Consider the following 21684-nt stretch of genomic DNA (forward strand, 5'->3'; position numbering starts at 1 on the left):
ACCTATATTTTTTTTGTTGTGGGGCTTGTTTTCCAGGGTGTCGGGGTCCGGAGTGTGCGCCCCCCCCCCCCCCCCCCCACTCCTCTGATCGGGACCGGAGCCATAGAAGCGGGGACCGGAGAGCAGATCAGCGGCCATAACCGTCAACCACAGGTCGGTCAGCTCACTCACGGGAGGCGTCTGCTCACCGTGATGACATTGTGGACTGCCTGCCACGCCGGGGGCCGCCGTTCTCATTTAACGGAGCCACGCCCACTAGCTGGGGAAACTCGTACACCACCTCCGTGGACGCAACCGTGCTGCGACGAGCAGCAAGCACGGTTCTGAGGGGGCCGGGGCGTAGCAATGCGCCCCGGCTACCCGACCCTTAACGACCTTCAAGCTGCTGACCAGCTAGTTCGCTTGACAACCCCAGATAACGATCGTTTACAGGGAGTGCGGTAGGCGGCGAGGTAGAAGGCGAGACTGGTGGCGGCCGCGCCAGCGCTGGCGCCGGCCGTGGCCCTGAACGGTGATTGCCTACGACCTGGCCGGGACCGGCCCTGCCCCGGCCGCCCGGCCGGATGATCTCACGCTACTGAGCTCGGTGACCTCGGGGGTGGGCGGCCGGAAGGTGCGCTTCCGGATTGGGCGGGCGCCTTTCACGAGGAGATAGCCCCGTGCAGGCGGCGGGCCTCCTGGAGGACGAGGCTCGACCCGGTGCGTGCCGCCAGCTCCGCCAGCCCCGGTATCTCGCCACGCGCCCCTGCCAGGGCCGCCGCCCAGGCGGCGACGCCCAGGAGCTCACCCAGCCCGTTCCGCGTCCTTTCGCCCGCCTCCGTCGGCAGCAGGAGCCGGACGGTCACGGCGAGGGCCTGCCAGATCTCGGCGTGCGCCCCGGCCGCGACCAGGTCGGCCAGTGCCGCCGTGATCCGTTTGAGCGTGATGTGCTCGGCGCGGACCAGCATTGCGACGGCCCAGCCGAGGTCTGAGGCCGGGAGCTGCCCGCGTACCGCCAGGGTGATCAGAGCCTCAGCGGCGGCGGCGCGCTGGGCGGGCCGGGGGTGAGCCAGGCAGGCGGCGATGGTGATCGCGGTCGCCCTGCCCACTGGGCCGTCGCCGTGGGCCAGAGCCGCCACGGCGTCCACGCGGGAGCCGCTGCGGTTGGCTATCCAGGGCAGGCACTGCACCATGTACGCGGCCACGACCTCGCGATGGGACGGCATGATCGTCGGCCACCACGCCACCTCGTCGGGGTAGGCGGCGTATCCGTTGGCGGGCCGCACCGCGCACAGCTCGTGCAGCCAGGCAGGCAGGCCTTCGGGTGGCACGGCCCGGGTGTGCACCTCGTACGGGGAGGGGCGGGAGTGGTTGGCCCTCGGTGTCTGCCTCACCTCGCAGTGCACCACCGGATCGGGCAGTGCGCCGTCGCGCAGCCAGTCGGCGAGCCGCCGCCCCGCCTGCGTGGGTAGCTTCTCCGCCCGAACCAGTAAGGACTCGTCCACGTGCCGTGGCAGTCGCAACAGCGCCTGCTGGAAATCGGCTTCGAGCGGTTCGGTGTCGCCCAGCCGCTCCATGCGGTCGATCAGGGTCTCGTTGTCGAGATGCCCGGTGGCGGCGGTCGGGGTGGCCAGCGGCACGGGGATCGTCGCGCCGCGTTCGAATCGATCAGGTCGGGCTCGGCGTCGGTCAGCCAGTCCCGCAGTGCCGCCAGCAGAGTGAGCCCGGCCAGCGCCTCATCGCCGGTCAGGGTGTGGTTGTCCTGAGCCGGTCCGGCGAACTGCAGCAGCGAGGCCAACTGTTTGGTGTAGATGGGCTCGCTGCCGGGCGGCTGCCAGCGAGCTCCACCTGCGGGGTCGTCGTTGAGGAACCGCCGGGCGTCGTCGGGGTCGGTGAGGTCGTAGGCAGGTTTCACGGCACAGCCTCCCGGACGTCGTCAAAGTGACGACAGATTCGTCGTCACTACGACGACACGTCGTCCGCGCTTACCGCTATTGGCTGCTCCGTTGTTCCCCGAGGTCGAAGACCTCGTGTGCTTCTGCGGGCTGGACGGGCTGTGCCACGCGGACACCCTGTTGGAAGTCGCCAACGTGCAGCCGCTCGCAAGCGAACCTCCAGGTCAAAGCCCCGGCCGAGTTTTCGAGCGTCACAGGCGGCATATGAACCGGTGCTGCTGGCTCGGAGTCGATTCCGTGCACCTGCGTCGGACGGAGATCGCTATTGAAAGGCGCTCCACCCGACGTCATGAGATCAATCATTAGTAAAGTTTCCTATTGACAGGGCGCCATATGGGCATGTTACATGCGTCTTAATTTAAGAAGTGAACGAGCCAGAAGGACCCCCCATGCGCCTGCAACGCGCCCGATTAGTGCTCGCTCTGACAGCCGGGTTCGCGCTCGTCGCGACCACCCTCACCCTCACCGTCACCCCCGCCTCCGCCGCCGTCGGCCAGATCACCGGGTACGGCGGCAAGTGCGTGGACGTGGCCGGCGCCAACCCGGCCAACGGCACCCAGATCCAGCTCTACACCTGCAACGGCAGCAACGCCCAGCAGTGGACCACCGGCACCGACGGCACCATCCGGGCCCTCGGCAAGTGCGTGGACGTGGCCGCCGCCAGCACCGCCAACGGAACCCGGGTGCAGCTCTATGACTGCAACGGCACCACCGCCCAGGTCTGGACCGCCCAGGCCGACGGCACCCTGCGCGCGCTCGGCAAGTGCCTGGACGCCACCGGGCCCAGCTCCGCCGACGGCACCCCGCTCCAGATCTGGGACTGCTCCGCCGGCGCCAACCAGCGCTGGACCCTCCCGACCCCGCCGCCGACCGGATCCAACCCCGACCTCGGGCCGAACGTGAGCATCTTCGACCCGACGATGCCCGCCTCGACCATCCAGTCCCGGCTGAACACCGTCTTCAACCAGCAGCAGAGCAACCAGTTCGGTGGCAACCGTTTCGCGTTGCTGTTCAAGCCCGGTACGTACAACGTGGACGTGAACGTCGGCTTCTACACCCAGGTCCTCGGGCTCGGGTTGCTGCCCGACCAGGTCACCGTCAACGGGCCCGTCCACGCCGAGGCCGACTGGTTCCAGGGCAACGCCACCCAGAACTTCTGGCGTGGGGTCGAGAACCTGTCCGTCACCCCGCCCGGCGGCAACGACCGGTGGGCGGTGTCGCAGGCTGCGCCGTACCGGCGGATGCACCTGCGCGGGAACCTCCAGCTGGACGACGGCGGCTGGTCCAGCGGCGGGCTCTTAGCCGACACCCGGATCGACGGGCAGGTCCGCTCGGGCACGCAGCAGCAGTGGCTGACCCGCAACACCGAGATGGGCAGCTGGACGGGCTCCAATTGGAACATGGTCTTCGTCGGGGCCACCAACGCCCCCTCCGGGAACTTCCCCAACCCGCCGTACACGCGGGTGGCCACCACCCCGGTGGTCCGGGAGAAGCCCTTCCTGTACATCGACCAGGCCGGGAACTACCAGGTCTTCGTCCCGGCCCTCCGGACCAACTCGACCGGCACCTCCTGGTCGGGCGGGAACCCCTCGGGGACCTCGCTCCCGCTCAGCCAGTTCTTCATCGTCAAACCCGGGCACACCGCGGCCAACATCAACGCCGCGCTGGCCGCTGGGCAGGACCTCCTGGTCACCCCGGGCGTCTACCACCTCAACGACACGATCCGGGTCACCCGGGCCAACACCGTCGTGCTCGGGCTCGGCCTGGCCAGCTTCATCCCCGACAACGGCGTCACCGCGATGACCGTCGCCGACGTGGACGGGGTGAAGATCGCCGGGATCCTCTTCGACGCGGGCACGGTCAACTCGCCGATACTCCTCCAGGTCGGCCCGGCCGGGTCCACCGCCGGGCACGCAGCCAACCCGACCTCCCTCCACGACGTGTACCTCCGCGTCGGCGGCGCGGCGGTAGGCAAGGCCAGCCAGAGCCTGGTCGTCAACAGCAACAACGTGATCGGCGACCACCTCTGGATCTGGCGCGGCGACCACGGCTCCGGCATCGGCTGGAACAGCAACACCGCAGCCAACGGGCTGACCGTGAACGGCAACGACGTCACCATGTACGGGCTGTTCGTCGAGCACTACCAGCAGTACCAGACGGTCTGGAACGGCAACGGCGGGCGGACGTACTTCTACCAGAACGAGATGCCCTACGACCCGCCCAACCAGGCCGCATGGATGAACGGCAGCACCCAGGGCTACGCGGCCTACAAGGTCGCTCCCTCCGTCACCACCCACGAGGCGTGGGGTCTGGGCAGCTACTGCTACTTCAACGTCAACCCCGGCGTGGTCGCCGCCCGCGCCTTCGAAGCGCCCAACACTCCGGGCGTACGGTTCCACAACATGGTCACCGTCTCGCTCGGCGGCGTGGGGACCATCCGCAACATCATCAACACCACCGGCGGCCCCTCCAACTCGACGACCAACGTCGCGAACCTGGTCAACTACCCCTGACCAGCGCTTAACCACCCTGCCCGCCGCCCGAGCAATCCTCGGGCGGCGTGCTCACGCGACGCCTTCACTGTCGAAGGCTAGAGTCGCGGCGACCAATCGTCGGCTTCCAGGAGTTGCTTGACGCGGCTGATGAATCCCGCCGCGTAGGCGCCGTCGAAGGCGCGATGGTCGAACGACAGCGAGAGGTCGCCGACCGGGTGAATCGTGATCACCTCTCCCGCCCCAGGGACTTCCAGCACCACCGGCGCTTCCTGATGCCATCGGTGGAAAGAATGGCCACCTGCGGCTGGTTGATGATGGGGGCGCTGATCAAGGTGCCGAACGGTCCGGGGTTGGTGATCGTGAAGGTGCCGCCGTGGCGGGCGCTGATCGGCCGGGAGCTCCACCCGGCCCAGCAATCCTGGACGGTCAATCCGGAGCGCGACGCAGTCATCGATGCAGCTTTCGACGGGAGCTCCGAAGGCTGCGGCGACTGCAGACAGGAACAGTGCGGACGTACCGGTCACCAGTAGCGGGGCAGAGGCCAGCACGCGCGTAAGGTGTTCCCCTAGACGTGCGCGCGCCCGCTGCTCGACGTGCTCAGGGCCACTAATAGCCCGGCGGGCCGGATTACCCGATACCCCGGGCCGTTCCCGCGTGCGACGAGCGGCACGACGTTGCGATTTCGGTACACGCCTACGTTACGCTGCCGCGCCAACACGGACCGGAGAATCGGCGAGCTCTGCGACGGCGCCGAGGCGGCCAGCGCCGCCGTCCGGAGACCTGACCACCGGCTCCGCCCTGGATGACGCCGCGCTGGCGGCGTTCCTGGACGAGACGGCAAGCTGCTGTGAGCCCGCGGCACACATCACGGCGTGACGCGATGGGCTGGATGCAGGCCGAGAACGACGTCGCGGACGTGACCAATGGGCCGGGTCCGGTCGAAGGAGTGAGCATCTGACACAAGCTTCTCTGAACCAGACCATCGCTCTGGCTTGCCGGAGTCGCCTCGGACCGCTGCTTCGCGCTCGGCTCTTGCTGCCGTGAGTGAGGCTCTTGACCCTCACGTGGCGTCAGGCTGCATAGTCGGTGGCGTGGAGGATCACTGGACCGTGGGACACGTGGCCGAGCTGGCCGGCGTGAGTGTCCGCACGCTGCATCACTATGACGAGATCAGGCTCGTTCAGCCGTCGGCGCGGACCGCGGCCGGGTACCGGGCCTATTCGGCGGGCGACGTGGAGCGGCTGCGGGAGGTGCTGGCCTATCGGCGGTTGGGCTTCGGGCTGCGGGAGGTTACGGAACTGGTCGGCGACCCGTCCACCGACGCGGTCGCGCACCTGCGCCGACTGCGCGGCCTGCTGCTGGAGCGGCGTGATCGCGCTGACGCCATGGTGGCGGCCATCGACAGGGAACTTGAGGTACGGGCGAAGGGACTTAAGGTGACACCGGAGGAGCAACTGGAGATGCTCGGTGCACGGCTGTACAACGCGATCGGCGGCGCTTACACCGCGACACGACGTACTGAGCCGCGGATCGCCGCGCAGATCTGGGACGCGCTCGGGGACGCGCAGACGGTGCTGAACGTCGGGGCCGGCACCGGCTCCTACGAGCCTGCTGATCGCGACGTGACCGCGGTGGAGCCATCGGCGGTCATGCGGGGGCAGCGGCCTGCCGGCTCGGCGCCGTGCGTGGCCGCCGCCGCGGAGAGCCTGCCGTTCGAGGACCAGTCCTTCCACGTCGCGATGGCCGTCTCCACCGTTCACCACTGGGGGGACCCGATAGCGGGGCTGCGCGAGATGCGGCGCGTGGCCCGCCGCGTGGTGGTGCTCACGTTCGACACCGACGAGCCCGGATGGCAGGACCGGTTCTGGCTTACCCGCGACTACCTGCCCGAGTTCGCCGCCGTCCTCGCGGAATTTCCCTCGCTTGCTGGGATGGCCGACGCGATCGGCGCCCGCGCTGAGCCGGTGCCCATCCCGTGGGACTGCGCTGATGGCCTGTTCGAGGCGTACTGGCGCCGACCGGGGGCGTATCTGGAGGATCACGTGCGCCGTGCGATGTCGGTGTGGGCGAGGGTCGGGCCGGAGGCCGAGCAGCGGGCGGTGCGAAGCCTCAGCGACGACCTCGACTCCGGCCGGTGGGCCGAGCGCAACAGCGACCTCGCCGACCTCGACGCGGCAGATCTCGGCCTCCGCCTGCTCATAACTTGAACCGCGTCGCAGCGTCAGCGTCATGGCGGCTCCTGGACGGCCCGCCGGTCATGTGCGGCGCAGGGCATCAATGCGATTCGGCCCTTGAGCAGCAACCGACCGGCCAGTGACGTTAGCGAGCCGTCGGGGCTGGGGTTATCGCCACTGCCGGTTCGGATGCGGGTGGTCGCGGCCCTGATGTGGCAGGGGAACGAGAAGAGACACTGGGGAACTTGGGCGGGCCACATCGTGGAAGTTGCTGATCCGGCAACAGGATTTAGGCGACTGACCAGGTCAGCGGGATGATCGGTGGTAGCGCCCGCAGAGCAAAAGGGGACGCGGAGCGGGGGACAAGAGCACTGCCGCTGGCAGAAGCGGGCACGCCATCTGGAGGAGACTCATGTCGCAGCACGTCGCAGAGATCACGCATCGTTCGGTGTCCGTGCCGGGCGGCCGGATTCATGCCGCGGAGCAGGGGAGCGGACCGCTGGTGCTGCTCGTCCACGGCTTCCCCGAGTCCTGGTACTCCTGGCGCCGTCAGCTCCCGGCGCTGGCGCAGGCCGGTTACCGGGCGGTCGCGCTCGACGTCCGCGGCTACGGCCGATCCTCCAAGCCGGCCGCGGAGGACAGCTATCGGATGCTCGCTCTGGTGGAGGACAACGTCGCGCTGGTGCGCGCCCTGGGCGAGGAGTCCGCAGTGATCATCGGCCACGACTGGGGCTCGAACATCGCGGCCACGTCCGCCCTGCTGCACCCCGAGGTCTTCCGCGCGGTGGGGCTGCTGAGTGTGCCCTACGCGCCGCCCGGTGGCCCCCGCCCCACCGACATCTTCGCTCAGATGGGCGGTGACCAGGAGTTCTACGTCTCCTATTTCCAGGAGCCGGGCCGCGCCGAGGCCGAGATGGAACCCGACGTGCGGGGCTGGCTCGCGGGCTTTTACACGGCGCTGTCCGCCGAGACCATGCCCGGACCCGATGCCCCCGACCCGCACTTCGTCAGCCCCGGCGCAACGCTGCGCGACCGGTTCCCCAGCGGCCGGCTGCCTTCCTGGCTCGCCGAGGACGACTTGGAGGTGTACGCCGGAGAGTTCGAACGCACCGGCATGACCGGCGCGCTCAACCGCTACCGCAACATGGACCGCGACTGGAAGGACCTCTCCGACTTCAACGGCGCCCCCATCAAGCAGCCCTCCCTGTTCATCGGCGGCAGCCTGGACGCCTCCACGACCTGGATGGCCGACGCGATCAACGCCTACCCGGCCACCCTTCCTGGGCTGGTCTCCTCCCACCTCCTGGACGGCTGCGGCCACTGGATCCAGCAGGAATGTCCCGAGGAGGTCAACCGGTTCCTGACCGAATGGCTCACGGCCCTGCCCGCCGCATAAAGGCCCCTCTGCCGCGCCCGCCCAGGCTCCCTGGCGCGACCTCTCGTTCGCTGCCACGTCAGGGCCGTCAGAGTTCAGCAGGGTGTTCTGCGCGCTGGGCGTGCGCGGCACCGGCCGTTCCATGAGCCGCCGCATCGCCCGGCACTTCGGCAGCATGGACGCCGTCCGCGCGGCCGACGCCGAGGCGATCGAAGCGGTGGAGGGCATCGGCCCGGAGAAGTCACCGGTGGTGGTGGCCGAGCTGGTCGAGCTCGCCCCGCTGATCGAGAAGCTGGTGGCGGCCGGGGTCACCATGACCGAGCCCGGCTGGAGGCCACCCGCCGCCCCCGACACCGGCGTCGACCCCGATGCGCGGACGGCCCCGGAGGCGGGTGGCACCTCCGAGCTGCCGCTGGCCGGGATGCCCGTGGTGGTCACCGGCTCGATGAGCGGGGCGTTGGAGGCGTTGACCCGCAACCAGATGAACGAGCTGATCGAACGCGCCGGAGGCAGATCCTCCTCCGGTGTCTCGGCGAAGATGTCGCTGCTGGTGGCCGGGGAGAAGGCGGGCTCCAAGCGGGCCAAGGCCGAGGGCCTGGGCGTGCGGATCGTCGGCCCGTTCATCTGATCGACGAGCTCGGAGCAACTGCTTAGCATTCTCTTCGCAGAGGCCTACGCGGGAAGAGAGTCATCATCACGTACTCGTCGATCATGGGGAACGAGTCGGTCACTGTGAAGTCGCAATGATGGAGGCGGCATGATCTCGGTCTGGCGCACGATCTTCCTGGTCGGCTGCGTCCTGACCACGTTCGCCACGGGCATGTCGTGGATGGCGTTGCCCCAGCGGGCGCCGGGCGCTTTTCCGATCTTCGTGATCGGTGTGGTCTCATGATCGTCGGCGCGCTCAGGCAGCTCATCGCCAAGAAGGAAGGCGAGAACGATCACGGGCGCGACGTGGACCGAACCGGACGATGACGGCGGTGGCCGGCTCGGTGAGACCATTCGGAGTCCTGGGATGATCACCGTGATCGGTCCTGCCGGCCGATCCACTCCGCGATGCGGTGCAGCAGGATGGTGGCGATGGGAAGCGGGGTGGCCGACAGTACGGTGGCGTGGAAGGCGTGGGGCATGCCGTCGTAGATGTCGAGACAGACGTTTCCTCCGGCGGCGGAGACGGCTTCGGCGAAGCGCCGCGCGTCGTCGAGCATCACCTCTTTCGAGCCCACCGCGAGCAGCAACGGCGGCAGCCCGCCGAGCTCGCCGTGGAGGGGAGACTGAGGTGCTCGGTCCGGCTGTGCCCCGGCCAGATACTGGGTGCGGACATGGTCGAGTACGGCCCGGTTGACGAAGTCCTGGCCGTCGTTTGCGTCGATGGACGGGCTGGACAGGGTGAGGTCGGTCTGCGGGGAAATGGCCACCGCCGCCGCGGGGAGGGGATCGCCCGCCTGCTTGAGCACGAGCAGCGCCGACAGCAGCAACGTGCCCCCGGCGGACTCACCCGCCAGGATGATCCGTGAGGCGGGCACGTCCTGGTCCAGCAGGCTTCGATAGGCGGCCACCATGTCGTCGAGCGCGGCAGGATACGGGTGGGCGGGGGCGAGACGGTAGTCCACCGCCAGGACAGGGCGGCCGGTCGCTCGGGACAAGCGATAAGCCATGACCTGTTCCAGGTGAGGGTTTTTGTATTCGAATCCGCCCCCGTGGACGTAGATCGTGACCCCCGCCTCGATCGCCGTCTGGCGGGGAGCGGTGACCCATTCACCGGGAATGCCGCCGGTGTGCGGCAGGGCGGGCGTGAGGTCGGCGTCGGCGGGCAGGACGGGGGGACGGGACTGCAGAGTCCTGAGCTCAGCCAGAGCCGCGGCGCTGTCGTCGGGCGTGGTGGGGATGTGTGTGACGTTCAAAATGTGATCCTTCCGCTGTGCGGGTGACGGGGTGTGGACCGCCATCTGCCCGGTGTGGCTGAAGCTCGTTGATGGGACAGGCCTGGTGATGAGAGCGGTCACCAGACGGCGCGTGGCACGTGCGGCCGGTCGGCCCGGGTGAAGGCACTGATGGCAGCGTGGTGGTAACCCGCTTCCTGCGGCCCGGCCGGCGCGTTCGGCAGGCGGCACGGTGCCACCGGAACGGCCGGCGCCGGCTGGTTCGGGTGGTCATCGTGTTGGGAATCGGGACTGTGCTTCCAGCTCCGCTGTGAGCCGGTCGACCTCGGCAAGGAGCGCGCCGAGGTCGGGCCCGTCGCCGGAGATCAGAACCTGCGAAGGGAATCCCCCTACGGCCCGGCGGGCGGCCCGCCGTCGACGGGGTTCAGGGCGATGACGGGAATGACCCGCCTCGTCCTGGCCTGGTAGTCGGCCCATCCGGGATCTGACTTCACCGCACGGGCGAAGAGGCGGTCCCGTTCCTCGCCTTCCAGGACGACCGCCTGCGCCTGGTAGGTGAAGACCCCGTCCTCCACGGTGACGCGCGGGTCGGCGAGGAGGTTGTGGTACCAGGCCGGATGGCTCGGCGCGCCCCCGGCGGAGGCGATGATCAGCTTGCGCGCGCCGTCCGGCAGGTAGCCGACCGGGGTGGTACGGCGCGCGCCGGTCCTGGCCCCGGTCGTCGTCAGAAGGAGTAACCGGCCTCCTTCGAAGGGGCCGCCGACCCGGCCGGCGTTGGCACGAAACTCTTCGATGATCCGCTGATTGAAGTCGTTGGGCATGCTCTGCCTACTCCAGGCGTGGGTGAAGCGCGAGGGTGCGCGGTGGAGATGAATGATGCGGTACGGGGGGTACGAAGCCGCCGCACGCCGGCTCGGCCGCGGACATGGAGCCTCGATGAGTACGCGGGGCAGTGGGCCGCCGGCCGGTCACCGGCCCGTCGGATTCGAGAAGAGCTCACCTGCGAAAGCGGTGCTCAGCACCACCGGATGCGGGAACGGCGCGCGGGCGCGATGCGGTTAGGCGCAGCCTGTGAAGTGAGAGGTCACGACATCATCCCTTGTTACGGCGCCTCCATGCCACCGCCGTCCTCCAGGTCGGCGACACGCGACGTGGATCATTACAAGCCCTCACGGTGAACGCTGTCAAGGCGTGGATTCGAGACCCGGGGTGGCATACTCGGCGGCATGCCACGCCCCTTCCAGCAGGTCGACGTCTTCACCACCACTCCATACCGGGGTAATCCGGTCGCCGTCGTGCTCGACGCGAGAGGGCTGACCACCGAGGAGATGCTGGAGTTCGCGCGCTGGACGAACCTGTCGGAGACCACCTTCGTGCTGCCGCCGAGCGCGCCCGGCGCGGACTACCGGGTGCGGATCTTCACGCCGGGCTCGGAGCTGCCCTTCGCCGGGCACCCGACGCTGGGCACCTGCCACGCCTGGCTGGCGGCGGGCGGGACGCCGGGCGGGGCCGACGTGATCGTCCAGCAGTGCGGGGCGGGGCTGGTGCCGGTGCGCCGGACCGGATACGGGCTGGCCTTCGCCGCGCCGCCGCTGCTCCGCTCGGGGCCGGTCGAGGAACCGGTGGTGGAGCGCGTCGCGCGGATGCTGGGCATCGGCCGCGCCGAGATCCTGGACGCCGAGTGGGCGGACAACGGGCCCGGCTGGGTGGCCGTCCTGCTGGCGAGCGCGGATGAGGTGCTCGCGCTGCGGCCAGGGTTCGTGGATCTCGACGTGGGCGTGGTCGGCCCGTATCCCGAAGGGTCCCCGGAGGCGTTCGAGGTGCGGGCGTTCTTCCCCAAGGACGGCGCCACGGCCGAGGACCCGGTGACCGGGAGCCTGAACGCCTCGCTCGCGCAGTGGCTGCTCCGCACCGGCCGCGCCGAGGCACCGTATGTGGCGAGTCAGGGGACGGTCCTCGGGCGTGCCGGGCGCGCCCACATCTCCCGGGACGCCGACGGGACGATCTGGGTCGGCGGCGGCACGATCACCTGCGTCACAGGCGAGGTCAAACTGTAGACGTGCCGTGCCTGATCGCCTGCGAAGGCGCCCGTCGTACGAGAACCACGGGGTCGCCGCGGGGGCGAGGGCCGTGCGCCGCCTGCCCGCCTCTCGGCGGCCGCTCAGCCGAAGTACTCCGCCACGATCCTGGTGTGCAGCGGGAACGCCAGCTCCCTCGGCCCGTCGATCAGCAGCCACTCCGTCGTCTCGGCCGTGGGCGTGACCGGCGGGAGGGTGGCCGAGCGGGTCCTCGGCCCCAGAGCGAAGATCAGCACGGTGCCGTCGGGGGCGCTGAGCACGTCGAGGAGGCGCACCTCGTCCGCGTCGACGACGATCCCCGTCTCCTCCCGGAGCTCCCGGACGGCCGCCTGCTGCCAGGACTCGCCCATGTCGACGAAGCCGCCGGGCAGGGCGAGCCCACCCCGGTGCGGTTCGATGTCACGGCGGATCACCAGCAGGCCGTCGTCGACCGGCAGCACCATCACCGCGACCGGCAACGGGTTGAGGTAGGAGATGTTCCGGCAGCCGGCGCAGGTGCGCGGCCAGTCCTGGCCGGGGGCGAAGGCCGCACCGCAGAAGGAGCAGTGCGAGTTCCTGATCGTCACGATCGTGAGACTAGACCAGCATCCCGTACGGGGTCGATGGCCGGTAACGGTGACCAGACGTGGCAGAGGCCGTCGATGGCGGCGCGGAGGTGGCCATGGCACGGCGGGTTCGTGACCGGGGAGAGCCGGTGGTGCGCGGCTTACGCGCCCCAGGACCGCGCGGTCAGGGAACGCGTGTCCTTGGTGCTGTGACCGGGAACGTTCACCGGGGTGTGGTCTGCCGAAATCCGTTTTGTGCCGTATGGGAGAGGCCCTACTGTGGCGGGGTGGCGACTCGGATGATCATTATCAATGGTGGTTCCAGCTCGGGGAAGTCCGGGATCGTACGGTGCCTGCAGGCCGTTCTTCCAGATCCGTGGCTGGCGTTCGGCGTCGATTCATTCGTCGACGCGATGCCCGCGAGGATGCAGGCGTCGGACGCGGGGATCGAGATCGCGGCGGACGGCGGGGTGAGCATCGGGGCGGACTTCCGGGCGCTGGAGGCAGCCTGGATGGAGGGTGTCGTGGCCATGGCCCGTGCCGGCGCCAGGGTTATCATCGATGACGTCTTTCTCGGCGGAGCCTCGTCCCAGCAGCGGTGGCAGAAGGCTCTGAGCGAGCTGGACGTGCTGTGGGTTGGTGTGAGGTGTGAGAGTACGGTCGCCGCAGGCCGCGAGGTCGCACGTGGAGATCGGGTCCAGGGTATGGCTGCGTCGCAAGCGGATGTGGTTCACGACGGTGTGATTTATGACCTGGAGGTGGACACGACGCATACCGAGTCCCTGGTGTGCGCGCGGACCATCGCCGCCTGTGTCAGCTGATCGACGGATCAACTCCCGGCCGCCCGGTGTTTAGCAACGGGCAGCTCAAGCTGCGGCGGTGCTGGGTAGGCCTCCCCACCGGATGCCTTCCTCGCTGCGGATGTGGGCGCGTTCGCGGCGCTGGGCGGCGAGGACGTCGGGGTGGTGGGTGTAGGCGTTGCGTCAGTACAGGTAGAGGCGCGGGTCTGCACGGTGTGGTTGGGGTGGGTGGCCGGCAGCCGGGCCGGCCGGCTCTGCGTGGCCCGGCAGGTCCCGGCGACAGGCCGGATGCCCAGCGGGCCGAACTCGTCGAAGGCGAAGGTGCGGTCCGGGCGCTCGTTGACCGCGTACTCGATCCGCTCCGGCTTGGCCTCGAAGTCCGGTTCCAGAAGATCAAGACCTGGCGCGGCCTGGCTACCCGCTACGACAAAACCTCGGAAAGCTCCGAGGCCGGACTGCACCTCCGAGGCTCGGTCATGTGGCTGAAGCTCCTCACCTCAACCACATGATCCGAACCTCGAACAGCTCCTCTAGGGCGCGGGTCTACGGGACGGTGCTGGTCAGGAGATTGCTCGACGGGATCAGCGGTTGGGCGTTCGTCTGGCCGCTGGCGTCGACACCGTTGCCGTGTGCCGCGGCGGCTGCTGTGTCCTGGTGGAGCGGGCCGCTGTTACGCCGACTGGTGACTGCCGGCATCTGTGGCCAAGGGAAGGCCCCGGGGGAGCTGTTCGGGTCCGGGGCGTCGTCGGGAATCTGATCAGCGGATATTGCTTGACGCGGGCGGTGAAGGTGGGCGTCGATACCACCCGTCCCGGCCAGCCGGTGTTCCCATGTTCCCGTGTTCCGTTGTGCCCGCGTGCGCATCGCGGGGCGGCGTGGGGCCGCCGGTCCGGCCGGGCCACGGCAACGACATCACGCTCCAGATGATGGCGACTGATCGGGGGGACTCCCGGGTGGTGATCGATGTGGGCACCAGCGTTGCGCGTCAGATGCAGATACCTGATGGCGCTGCGCCAGGCGTGGGCGTTGCCGGAGACCGCGACGGCGATGGGTGCCGTCGGAACGCTGAGGACGAAGAAGCTGAGGCACGATGGCGAACGGAACCACCTACAAAACATGTTCCTGCCGGGATGAGACGACCGGCAGGAAGCTCGGCAAGACCTGTCCGAGACTTCGCCGCCCGGGAGGGAAGGAGGACTGGTGGAGCAGCACGCACGGCAGGTGGGCCTACCAGCTGGAACTGCCCGGGCATGCCGACGGGAGGCGGCGCAACCCGCTGCGGCGCAGCGGTTTCACCTCGCTGGAGGAGGTCGAGGCCGAACTGGAGCACGCCCGCGCCCTGCTGGCGTTGGATGAGGACCCGCACTTGCGCAGGAAGATCACCGAGCTGATGTTGTCCACGCTCAAGGAAACCAAGGTGCTGCCGCCGGTGGAGGAGGTCCGGCGCAAGGTCCGCACCCGCCAGGACCTCAACTCGACAGTCACGGTCGCCGAGTGGATGCGGGAGTTCCTCAACCGCAAGCGGAAGATCGACGCCACCACCCGCCGCTCGTACGAGGCGCACATCCGGCTCTACTTCACCCCGTATCTGGGGCATATCAGGCTGGATCGGCTGCGGGTCTCCGACATCGCGGGTATGTTCGATGCGATCGAGGAGTTCAACGACGTCATCGCCGAGGCCCGCGCCAGCGCCGACCCCGAGCAGTGCGCAAAGGTCAAGTACCGGCGTCCGGTCGGCCCGGCCACCATTCACCGCATCCGCGCCACGCTGCGCCACGCGCTGAACATCGCGATCAAGCAGGACCGGCTGATCGACTTCAACCCGGCCGCCGTCGTCGAACTGCCCGACGCCGAACGGCCCAAAGCCCTGGTGTGGACCGACGAGCGCGTCGCTCAGTACACCAGGGACCTGCGGCGGCGGCTGGCCGTCGAGCGGGAGCGACGCGGCGATCGCGTCAACCTCATCAGTGTCTACATTTCCACGCCCCGGCCTTCGCCGGTCATGGTGTGGACTCCGGCGCACACCTCGGCCTTCTTGACCCACGCCGGTACCCACCGTCTGTATGCGCTGTATCGGCTGATCGCCCTGCGAGGGCTACGGCGCGGGGAGGCGGCCGGGCTGCGCTGGAAGGACGTCGACTTGGCCGCGGGGACTGCGGGGGTGCACTGGCAGATCACCCAGCTCGGCTGGGAGCCGGTCCAGGGCAGGCCCAAGACCGACGCCAGCGACCGCGTCATCGCCCTGGACGACGAAACGATCACCATCCTGCGCGGGCACCGCGCACGCCAAGCAGCCGAGCAACTCGCCGCGGGCGAGGCATGGACCGACAGCGGATTCGTCTTCACCGACGAGATCGGCCGACCGCTGCACCCGCAGCACGTCAGCGACCAGTTCTACCTGCTCGCCTACGCGGGCGAACTGCCGCCGGTACGGCTGCACGACCTACGCCACGGCGCCGCCTCGCTCATGCTCGCCGCCGGAGTCGACCTCAAGGTGGTCCAGGAAACCCTCGGCCACGTCTCCTCCACGTTCACCCGCGACACCTACGCCAGCGTCTATCCCGAGGTCGCCCGCGCCGCCGCCGAATCCACCGCCGCCCTCATCACCACCGGACCGGGCAGCACACAGCAAGCCCGCCTGATCAACCTCCCGGCCAGGACAGCCGACACCACCACCTGAACCACCCGAGACCAGGGGCAGGCCCGCTGACCTCCAGCGGGCCTGCCCCCTTTGTCGTCACGGTACTTTGCCCGCACGGGAACAGGCCCGGCCAGCGTGGGAGCAGGGGCGACCAGTGTCAGCGGACGCGAAATACTCCCCACTCGCCTTATGCGAGTCGGGGCGGCCACCGCATCGTAGGTAACCGGCCCGACCTGCAAAAGCCCGACTCGGCCAGTGAGTCGGCCTCAGCCGCCACATCGGCCGCAACCAAAAAACGCCGCACCGGCCGAGACAGCGACCTTCCCAAAGCTCACCGAACATGACCAGCGAAAGCAACACCCCACGAGGCTCACGCCCCTCAGCTCGGGGTCCGGTCCCGCCTCACCAACCAAGACAGGACCACCACCCCGTCAACCACGCTCCGCCCGATCAACACCCATCTCCATGCCAGATGTCAAGCCCAGACGATCGACCGGCCTGTGACCCGGCCTGGTCTTTCGCACCGCCTCGCGAACCGCGCTGGACATGAGCAGGCGATCTCTAGCCAGGCTCGTCGTCGGTTCTCGGCGTGGCGCTGTGCGTGGTGGCCGCCGTGACGTACGCGATCGCGGTCGTCGCCCAGAAGCCCGCGCTCGCGCACGCCTCCGCGCTGCAGGTGACCACGTTCGGGTGCGTGATCGGGGCGGTGGTCTGCCTGCCGTTCGCCGGTCAGCTGATCGAGCAGGCCGGCACCGCGCCGCTGTCGGCTACCCTCAACCTGCTCTACCTGGGCGTCTTCCCGACCGCGCTGGCCAGGACCACCGCGGGCAAGCTGGGCGCCACCACCTACCTGGTGCCCGCGATGGTCGTGCTGATGGCCTGGGTGGTTCTCGGCGAGGTGCCCGGCTGGCTCACCCTGGCCGGTGGCATGCTCTGCCTGGTGGGCGTCGCGGTCGCCCGCAGGCAACCGTCATAGCAGCTTGTCCAGCGTGATCGGCAGGTCCCGGATCCGCTTGCCGGTGGCGTGGAACACGGCGTTGGCGATCGCGCCCGCCACGCCGGTGACGCTGACCTCGCCCACGCCGATCAGGCCGAGCGGCATGGTCGGATCCGGATCGTCCAGGTAACGCACCTCGATCTCGGGGATGTCCGCGTGCACCGGCACGTGGTACTCGGAGAGGCTGGCGTTCATGATCCGCCCGTTCCGTGGATCGACCAGGGTCTCCTCGGCCAGCGCCATGCCGATGCCCATCACAATGCCGCCGCGCAGCTGGCTGGCCGTGGTCTTGGCGTTGATCACCGTGCCGACGTCGAAGACGCCGAGCCAGCGCGAGACCCGCACCTCGCCGGTGTCGGAGTCCACCCGCACCTCGCAGAACTGCGCGCCGCAGGCGGCCTTCACCCAGCGCCGCTGGTCCATCATGAACTTGGACATGAACCTGACCTGGCCGGTCACCTGGCCGATCCGGGTCTCCGAGCCGACCTGGGCTTCGATCGAGGCGCGGTCGGCGCGGCGCAGGATGTCCTGGTAGCTCTCGCCCCGGGTGTTCTGGTAGAGGCCGCCGTCCCTGGCCACCACGTCCGCCCTGCGCCAGCCGCGCAGCGGTGAGCCTGGCGTCTTCCTGGCCACCGTGAACACGGCGTTGGTGAGCTTCTCGCAGGCGGCGAGCAGGCCGGCGGTCACGCTCGCGGTCTGGGCGGACCCACCGGCGCCCGGCCCTGTCGGCAGGTCCGTGTCGCCGTACTCGACCTTGACGGCGCTCAGCGGCACGCCCAGGGCGTCGGCCGCGACCTGGGAGAAGGCGGTCGCCGAGCCCATGCCCATCTCCTGGAAGCCGCAGCGGACCAGGACGGTTCCGTCGTCCGACAGGCGCACGGTGACGTTGGCCGAGAACTGGACGGCCGGATGGTAGGCGGCGGCGACGCCCATCCCGACCAGCCACTTGCCGTCTCGCATCGAGCCGGGCTCCGGCGTGCGCTCCGCCCAGCCGAACTCCTTGGCGCCCCGCTCGAAGCAGTCGAGCAGCATGCGGTGGGAGAACGCCTTGCCGTCCACCGGGTTGCGGGCGGGCTCGTTGCGGGCGCGCAGCTCGATCGGGTCCATGCCCAGCCGGTACGCGAGCTCGTCCACCGTGGCTTCGAGCGCGAACGAGCCGATCGCCTCGCCGGGCGCACGCATGATCGTGTTGGTGAGCGCGTCCAGCTGGACCAGGTTCTGCTGGACCTGGATGTTGGTGGCGTCGTACATGTGGCGGGACACCGAGGTCACCCCCTCGAGCCAGCCGCCGATCTTGCCGACCTGGCTGACGCTGGTGTGGATGAGCGCGGTCATCGAGCCGTCGGCGTCCGCGCCGATCGCCACCCGCTGGATCGACGGCGTGCGCCCGCCGACCGTGCGGTAGACGCCCTCCCTGGTCAGCATCATCCTGACAGGCCGTCCCGTCACCTTCGCGGCGAGCACGGTGAGCACCGTGCCCGGCCACACCAGCGACTTGCCGCCGAAGGCCCCGCCCACGAACGGGGAGATCACCCGGATGTCCTTCTTGGGCACGTCGAACCGGGCCGCCAGATGGTCGCGCAGCCAGGTGATGTTCTGAGTGCCTTCGTGGAGGATCAGGCGGTCTTTGTCCCAGAACGCGGTGGTGGAGTGGGGTTCGATCGCGTTGTGGTTGACCGCGGGCGTGGTGTAGCGCAGGTCGAGCGAGAACGGCGCGGCCGCCAGGGCCGCATCGGGATCGCCCTTCTTGGCCGCGCCCGACGCGACCAAGGTGCTCTTCTGCGGCGTCGCGTTGCCTTCCTCGGCCGCGAAGTCCACCGTGGCGGGGAGTTCGGCGTACTCCACCTCGACCAGGTGCGCGGCCTCGCGGGCCGCGTCCAGCGTCTCCGCCACGACCACCGCGACCGGCTGGCCGTTCCAGTGCACCTCGTCGGTGTTCAGGTAGTTGACCGTGGTGCCGATGATGAGCGTGCTGAGATCCATCGGGGTCGGCTTGGGCGGGGGTTTCATCAAGGGCGCGTTGCGGTGGGTGATCACTGCCAGCACGCCCGGCATCTTCCGCGCCGTCTCCGTGTCGATCTGGGTGATCCGGCCGCGCGTGATCGTCGCATGGACAAGAGCGGCATAAGCCAGATCAGGGTACGGATACTCCGCCGAATACCGGGCCGCCCCCGTGGTCTTGACGGCGCCGTCGAGCCGGTCGACCGGCTGTCCCACATACCTCATGCCGCGCTCCCCTCCACCTGCAGCTGCCGCAGCGTCGCCGTGATCGCCCGCCTGGCCAATTCGATCTTGAACGCGTTCTGCGACTGCGCGACGGCGCCCGCCAGTTCGGCGTCGGCGGCCAGCAGGAACCGCTCCTCCGTCGCCGGCGCGCCCATCAGCGTGCGCTCGGCCTCATGGGCCCGCCACGGCCGCGCGGCGACCCCGCCGAGCGCCAGCCGCGCCTCGGTGATCACGCCGTCCCGCACCTCGATCGCGGCGGCCACGCTCACCAGCGCGAACGCGTACGACGCGCGGTCCCGCACCTTCCGGTACCGGGAGCGTGCCGCCATCGGCAGGTCGGGCAGCTCGATCGCGGTGATCAGCTCGTCGGCCGCGATGGCGGTCTCGTGCTGCGGCGAGTCCCCGGGCAGCATGTGGAAGCCGACCAGCGGCAGCCGCCGGGTGCCGCGCACGCTCTCCAGCTCGATCGTCGCGTCCAGCGCCGCCAGCGCCACGCACATGTCCGACGGATGGGTGGCCACGCAGCTGCCGGACGCGCCGAAGATGGCCGCGTTCCGGTTGAACCCGCCGATCGCGTCGCAGCCCGCACCCGGTTCGCGCTTGTTGCAGCGCGCGGCCAGATCCGCGAAATACGGGCAGCGGGTGCGTTGCAGGATATTTCCCCCGACCGTGGCCATGTTCCTGAGCTGGCCGGACGCGCCGGTGAGTATCGCCTGGGCGAGCATGGGGTAGCGCGTCCTGATCAGCCGATGCGCGGCCAGCCGGCTGTTGCGGACCAGCGCCCCGATCCTGACCCCGCCGTCCGGGAGCTCCTCGATCTGGTCCAGCGGCAGCCGGGTGATGTCGATCACGGTGTCCGGGCGTTCGATGTTCTGCCGCATCAGGTCCACCAGGTTGGTGCCGCCGCCGAGGAGCTTGGCGCCGGGCTCGGTGATCGCGCGGACGGCGGTGGGTACGTCCTCAGCGCTCAGGTAGGCGAAGTCCTTCATCGGCTGTGCTCCTGGATCGCGGCCACGATGCCGTTGTAAGCGCCGCATCGGCACAGGTTCCCGCTCATGCGTTCCCTGATCTCCTCGGCGGTCAGTTCGATCTCGGTGGCGGCCAGGTGCCCGGTCACCGCGCTGGGCGCGCCCGCCGCGTGCTCGGTCAGCATGCCGAGGGCCGAGCAGATCTGGCCGGGCGTGCAGTAGCCGCACTGGAAGCCGTCGTGGTGGATGAACGACTGCTGGATCGGATGCTCGATGCCCTCGATGGTGGTGATGTCGCGGTCGGCGTACTGGACGGCCAGCGCCAGGCATGAGCTGATCCGTTCGCCGTCCACCAGCACCGTGCACGCCCCGCAGGCACCCTGGTCGCAGCCTTTCTTCGTGCCGGTCAGCCCGAGATGCTCACGCAGCGCGTCCAACAGGCTCACCCGCGGCTCGATGTCGAGCTTCTCCATCGTCCCGTTCACCCGTATATGTACGTCGACCACGACGCCCCTCCGATTTCGGAATCCCTTGGCCGCAAGCTAACAGAACACCGCATCTCTTAACAAGCCGCAAAAGAACACCGTTCTCTTAGAGCGCGTTTGGCTCATAAGTAGGGTGTTTTGTGCTTGTTTCTGCAAGCAGCGGAGAGTGCAGGGAGTGAAACGTCTGGGGAAGTCGGTACCCATAGTGACATCTGGTGTGGATGCGACAGTGATCTACGGCTTTTCTCCTGTCTGGTTCCAAGATGATCCGTCGTGGGTTTTTTGTGGCTGGCGGTGGCGCTGTAGTTCGCTGTCGTGACCTGCAGGTCTCTGGGCTCGACGATCTGGTTGGCGATAGACCACTGCCATGGCTGGACCGCCCCCTTATCCCAGCGATCTGTCCGATGCCCGCTGGCAGCTGATCGAACCCGTCCTGACCGCCTGGCGCGCCCGCCGCCAGGCCAGCGCCCCGGGCTTCGGACGGCCCGCCGAGCACGATCTGCGTACCATCATGAACGCGATCATGTACGTGGACCGCACCGGCATCCCCTGGCGCTACCTGCCGCGCGACTACCCGCCTTGGGCCACGGTGTACTGGTACTTCGCCGCCTGGCGCGACGAGGGGGTGTTCACCGAGCTGAACGGGTTGCTACGCCGCCAGGTGCGCCAGGCCGAAGGACGCAACCCCGAAGCATCGGCGTGCGTGATCGACGCGCAAAGCGTCAAGACCTCCACCAACGTTCCTGCCACCGGCCAGGGCACAGACGCGGCCAAGAAGATCGTCGGCCGCAAACGCAGCATCGCCACCGACACGCTCGGCTTACTGCTCGCCGTCTTGGTCACCGCCGCCGGCGTGCAGGACTCAGCCGCCGGCATACCCCTGCTCAACCAGCTCGCCACCGGCCATCCCACCGTCAGCAAGGCCTGGATCGATGGCGGCTACCGCACGCACTTCATCGACCATGCCGCCACCCTCGGCATCGATGCCCAGGTCGTGCCCCGAGCCCCCGCCACTCGCGGGTTCATCGTCCTGCCTCGCCGGTGGGTCGTCGAGCGCACCTTCGGCTGGCTCATGCACCACCG

General features: G+C 69.1%; 21 protein-coding genes and 1 pseudogene. 11 read left to right on the plus strand and 11 right to left on the minus strand.

All coding sequences use genetic code 11. The features are described from left to right. Positions 1-641: 641 nt before the first annotated feature. Positions 642-1619 (minus strand): DUF6493 family protein, encoded by a 978-nt coding sequence (locus ABZU75_RS36525; RefSeq protein WP_355564677.1) that lies wholly within the window; start codon positions 1617-1619, stop codon positions 642-644. Beyond that, positions 1565-1894 (minus strand): hypothetical protein, encoded by a 330-nt coding sequence (locus ABZU75_RS36530; protein WP_355564680.1) that lies wholly within the window; start codon positions 1892-1894, stop codon positions 1565-1567. Before ABZU75_RS36530 ends, ABZU75_RS36525 begins: the two co-directional genes overlap by 55 nt. Before the next feature lie 429 nt (positions 1895-2323). Between ABZU75_RS36530 and ABZU75_RS36535 the strand changes: the two genes are divergently transcribed. Then, complete coding sequence (locus ABZU75_RS36535; protein WP_355564683.1) at positions 2324-4447, plus strand: ricin-type beta-trefoil lectin domain protein; 2124 nt, start codon at positions 2324-2326, stop codon at positions 4445-4447. A 77-nt stretch (positions 4448-4524) separates the two neighbouring features. Here the strand turns inward: ABZU75_RS36535 and ABZU75_RS36540 are convergent, their stop codons facing one another. Both ABZU75_RS36540 and ABZU75_RS36545 read right to left on the minus strand, forming a co-directional pair. After that, positions 4525-4689: a 2-oxo acid dehydrogenase subunit E2 gene (locus ABZU75_RS36540; protein ID WP_355564686.1), complete on the minus strand. Its 165-nt coding sequence runs from the start codon at positions 4687-4689 to the stop codon at positions 4525-4527. Next, positions 4656-4760, minus strand: coding sequence for a hypothetical protein (locus ABZU75_RS36545; RefSeq protein WP_355564734.1), 105 nt, complete (start codon positions 4758-4760; stop codon positions 4656-4658). The genes ABZU75_RS36540 and ABZU75_RS36545 overlap by 34 nt, the downstream gene beginning before the upstream one ends. Between ABZU75_RS36545 and ABZU75_RS36550 the strand changes: the two genes are divergently transcribed. The 5 genes from ABZU75_RS36550 to ABZU75_RS36570 all read left to right on the plus strand — a co-directional run bounded on the left by ABZU75_RS36550 (position 4711) and on the right by ABZU75_RS36570 (position 8870). After that, positions 4711-4959, plus strand: coding sequence for a hypothetical protein (locus tag ABZU75_RS36550; RefSeq protein WP_355564737.1), 249 nt, complete (start codon positions 4711-4713; stop codon positions 4957-4959). The two genes, ABZU75_RS36545 and ABZU75_RS36550, sit on opposite strands and share 50 nt — an antisense overlap. Positions 4960-5520: 561 nt before the next feature. Beyond that, positions 5521-6636 (plus strand): MerR family transcriptional regulator, encoded by a 1116-nt coding sequence (locus ABZU75_RS36555; RefSeq protein ID WP_355564689.1) that lies wholly within the window; start codon positions 5521-5523, stop codon positions 6634-6636. 379 nt (positions 6637-7015) lie between these two features. Next, a complete protein-coding gene (locus ABZU75_RS36560) occupies positions 7016-7999 on the plus strand; it encodes an alpha/beta hydrolase (protein WP_355564692.1) in 984 nt (327 codons plus the stop codon). An 82-nt stretch (positions 8000-8081) separates the two neighbouring features. Next, the gene (locus ABZU75_RS36565; RefSeq protein ID WP_355564695.1) at positions 8082-8606 is read left to right on the plus strand and encodes a helix-hairpin-helix domain-containing protein; all 525 of its coding nucleotides are present in this window, start codon (positions 8082-8084) and stop codon (positions 8604-8606) included. 129 nt (positions 8607-8735) lie between these two features. Further along, on the plus strand, positions 8736-8870 hold the full coding sequence (locus ABZU75_RS36570; RefSeq protein WP_355564698.1) for a hypothetical protein: 135 nt from the start codon (positions 8736-8738) through the stop codon (positions 8868-8870). A gap of 127 nt (positions 8871-8997) precedes the next feature. Here ABZU75_RS36570 and ABZU75_RS36575 read toward each other — a convergent pair whose 3' ends face one another. Then, entirely contained in the window at positions 8998-9882 is an 885-nt protein-coding gene (locus ABZU75_RS36575; protein WP_355564701.1) for an alpha/beta hydrolase, read from the minus strand. Between the two features lie 368 nt (positions 9883-10250). Beyond that, positions 10251-10682 (minus strand): nitroreductase family deazaflavin-dependent oxidoreductase, encoded by a 432-nt coding sequence (locus ABZU75_RS36580; protein WP_355564704.1) that lies wholly within the window; start codon positions 10680-10682, stop codon positions 10251-10253. A 405-nt stretch (positions 10683-11087) separates the two neighbouring features. Between ABZU75_RS36580 and ABZU75_RS36585 the strand changes: the two genes are divergently transcribed. Continuing rightward, a complete protein-coding gene (locus ABZU75_RS36585; protein ID WP_355564707.1) occupies positions 11088-11918 on the plus strand; it encodes a PhzF family phenazine biosynthesis protein in 831 nt (276 codons plus the stop codon). A gap of 104 nt (positions 11919-12022) precedes the next feature. On the opposite strand, the gene ABZU75_RS36590 is transcribed toward ABZU75_RS36585, so the two are convergent. After that, a complete protein-coding gene (locus ABZU75_RS36590) occupies positions 12023-12505 on the minus strand; it encodes an NUDIX domain-containing protein (RefSeq protein WP_355564710.1) in 483 nt (160 codons plus the stop codon). Positions 12506-12771: 266 nt separating this feature from the next. Between ABZU75_RS36590 and cpt the strand changes: the two genes are divergently transcribed. Continuing rightward, positions 12772-13305, plus strand: a complete 534-nt coding sequence (gene cpt / locus ABZU75_RS36595) for a chloramphenicol phosphotransferase CPT (protein WP_355564713.1) — start codon at positions 12772-12774, stop codon at positions 13303-13305. 45 nt (positions 13306-13350) lie between these two features. On the opposite strand, the pseudogene ABZU75_RS36600 reads toward cpt, so the two are convergent. Next, a pseudogene (locus tag ABZU75_RS36600) lies at positions 13351-13670 on the minus strand (hypothetical protein); the annotation flags it as partial. Between the two features lie 704 nt (positions 13671-14374). Here ABZU75_RS36600 and ABZU75_RS36605 point away from each other — a divergent pair. Then, on the plus strand, positions 14375-15964 hold the full coding sequence (locus tag ABZU75_RS36605) for a tyrosine-type recombinase/integrase (protein ID WP_355564716.1): 1590 nt from the start codon (positions 14375-14377) through the stop codon (positions 15962-15964). A gap of 550 nt (positions 15965-16514) precedes the next feature. Beyond that, a complete protein-coding gene (locus tag ABZU75_RS36610) occupies positions 16515-16901 on the plus strand; it encodes a DMT family transporter (protein WP_355564719.1) in 387 nt (128 codons plus the stop codon). Here ABZU75_RS36610 and ABZU75_RS36615 read toward each other — a convergent pair. From ABZU75_RS36615 to ABZU75_RS36625, 3 genes are read right to left on the minus strand one after another with little or no spacing between them, the layout of a single operon-like run. Then, on the minus strand, positions 16896-19148 hold the full coding sequence (locus ABZU75_RS36615) for a xanthine dehydrogenase family protein molybdopterin-binding subunit (RefSeq protein WP_355564722.1): 2253 nt from the start codon (positions 19146-19148) through the stop codon (positions 16896-16898). The genes ABZU75_RS36610 and ABZU75_RS36615 overlap by 6 nt on opposite strands. Beyond that, positions 19145-20137: a xanthine dehydrogenase family protein subunit M gene (locus tag ABZU75_RS36620; protein ID WP_355564725.1), complete on the minus strand. Its 993-nt coding sequence runs from the start codon at positions 20135-20137 to the stop codon at positions 19145-19147. Before ABZU75_RS36620 ends, ABZU75_RS36615 begins: the two co-directional genes overlap by 4 nt. Beyond that, the gene (locus tag ABZU75_RS36625) at positions 20134-20622 is read right to left on the minus strand and encodes a 2Fe-2S iron-sulfur cluster-binding protein (RefSeq protein ID WP_355564728.1); all 489 of its coding nucleotides are present in this window, start codon (positions 20620-20622) and stop codon (positions 20134-20136) included. The genes ABZU75_RS36620 and ABZU75_RS36625 overlap by 4 nt, the downstream gene beginning before the upstream one ends. A gap of 346 nt (positions 20623-20968) precedes the next feature. Here ABZU75_RS36625 and ABZU75_RS36630 point away from each other — a divergent pair. Beyond that, on the plus strand, positions 20969-21684 hold a 716-nt coding region (locus ABZU75_RS36630), incomplete at its 3' end, for an IS5 family transposase (RefSeq protein ID WP_355564731.1).

This window comes from Streptosporangium sp. NPDC005286, assembly GCF_040607515.1.
Classification (GTDB): domain Bacteria; phylum Actinomycetota; class Actinomycetes; order Streptosporangiales; family Streptosporangiaceae; genus Streptosporangium.

What these genes read in the sequence shown, in the direction of transcription:
- ABZU75_RS36535 (WP_355564683.1), top strand. Translation starts at nt 2,324, where the DNA reads ATGCGCCTGCAACGCGCCCGATTAGTGCTCGCTCTGACAGCCGGGTTC.
- ABZU75_RS36560 (WP_355564692.1), top strand. Translation starts at nt 7,016, where the DNA reads ATGTCGCAGCACGTCGCAGAGATCACGCATCGTTCGGTGTCCGTGCCG.
- ABZU75_RS36570 (WP_355564698.1), top strand. Translation starts at nt 8,736, where the DNA reads ATGATCTCGGTCTGGCGCACGATCTTCCTGGTCGGCTGCGTCCTGACC.
- ABZU75_RS36580 (WP_355564704.1), bottom strand. Translation starts at nt 10,682, where the DNA reads ATGCCCAACGACTTCAATCAGCGGATCATCGAAGAGTTTCGTGCCAAC.
- ABZU75_RS36585 (WP_355564707.1), top strand. Translation starts at nt 11,088, where the DNA reads ATGCCACGCCCCTTCCAGCAGGTCGACGTCTTCACCACCACTCCATAC.
- ABZU75_RS36605 (WP_355564716.1), top strand. Translation starts at nt 14,375, where the DNA reads ATGGCGAACGGAACCACCTACAAAACATGTTCCTGCCGGGATGAGACG.
- ABZU75_RS36615 (WP_355564722.1), bottom strand. Translation starts at nt 19,148, where the DNA reads ATGAGGTATGTGGGACAGCCGGTCGACCGGCTCGACGGCGCCGTCAAG.
- ABZU75_RS36620 (WP_355564725.1), bottom strand. Translation starts at nt 20,137, where the DNA reads ATGAAGGACTTCGCCTACCTGAGCGCTGAGGACGTACCCACCGCCGTC.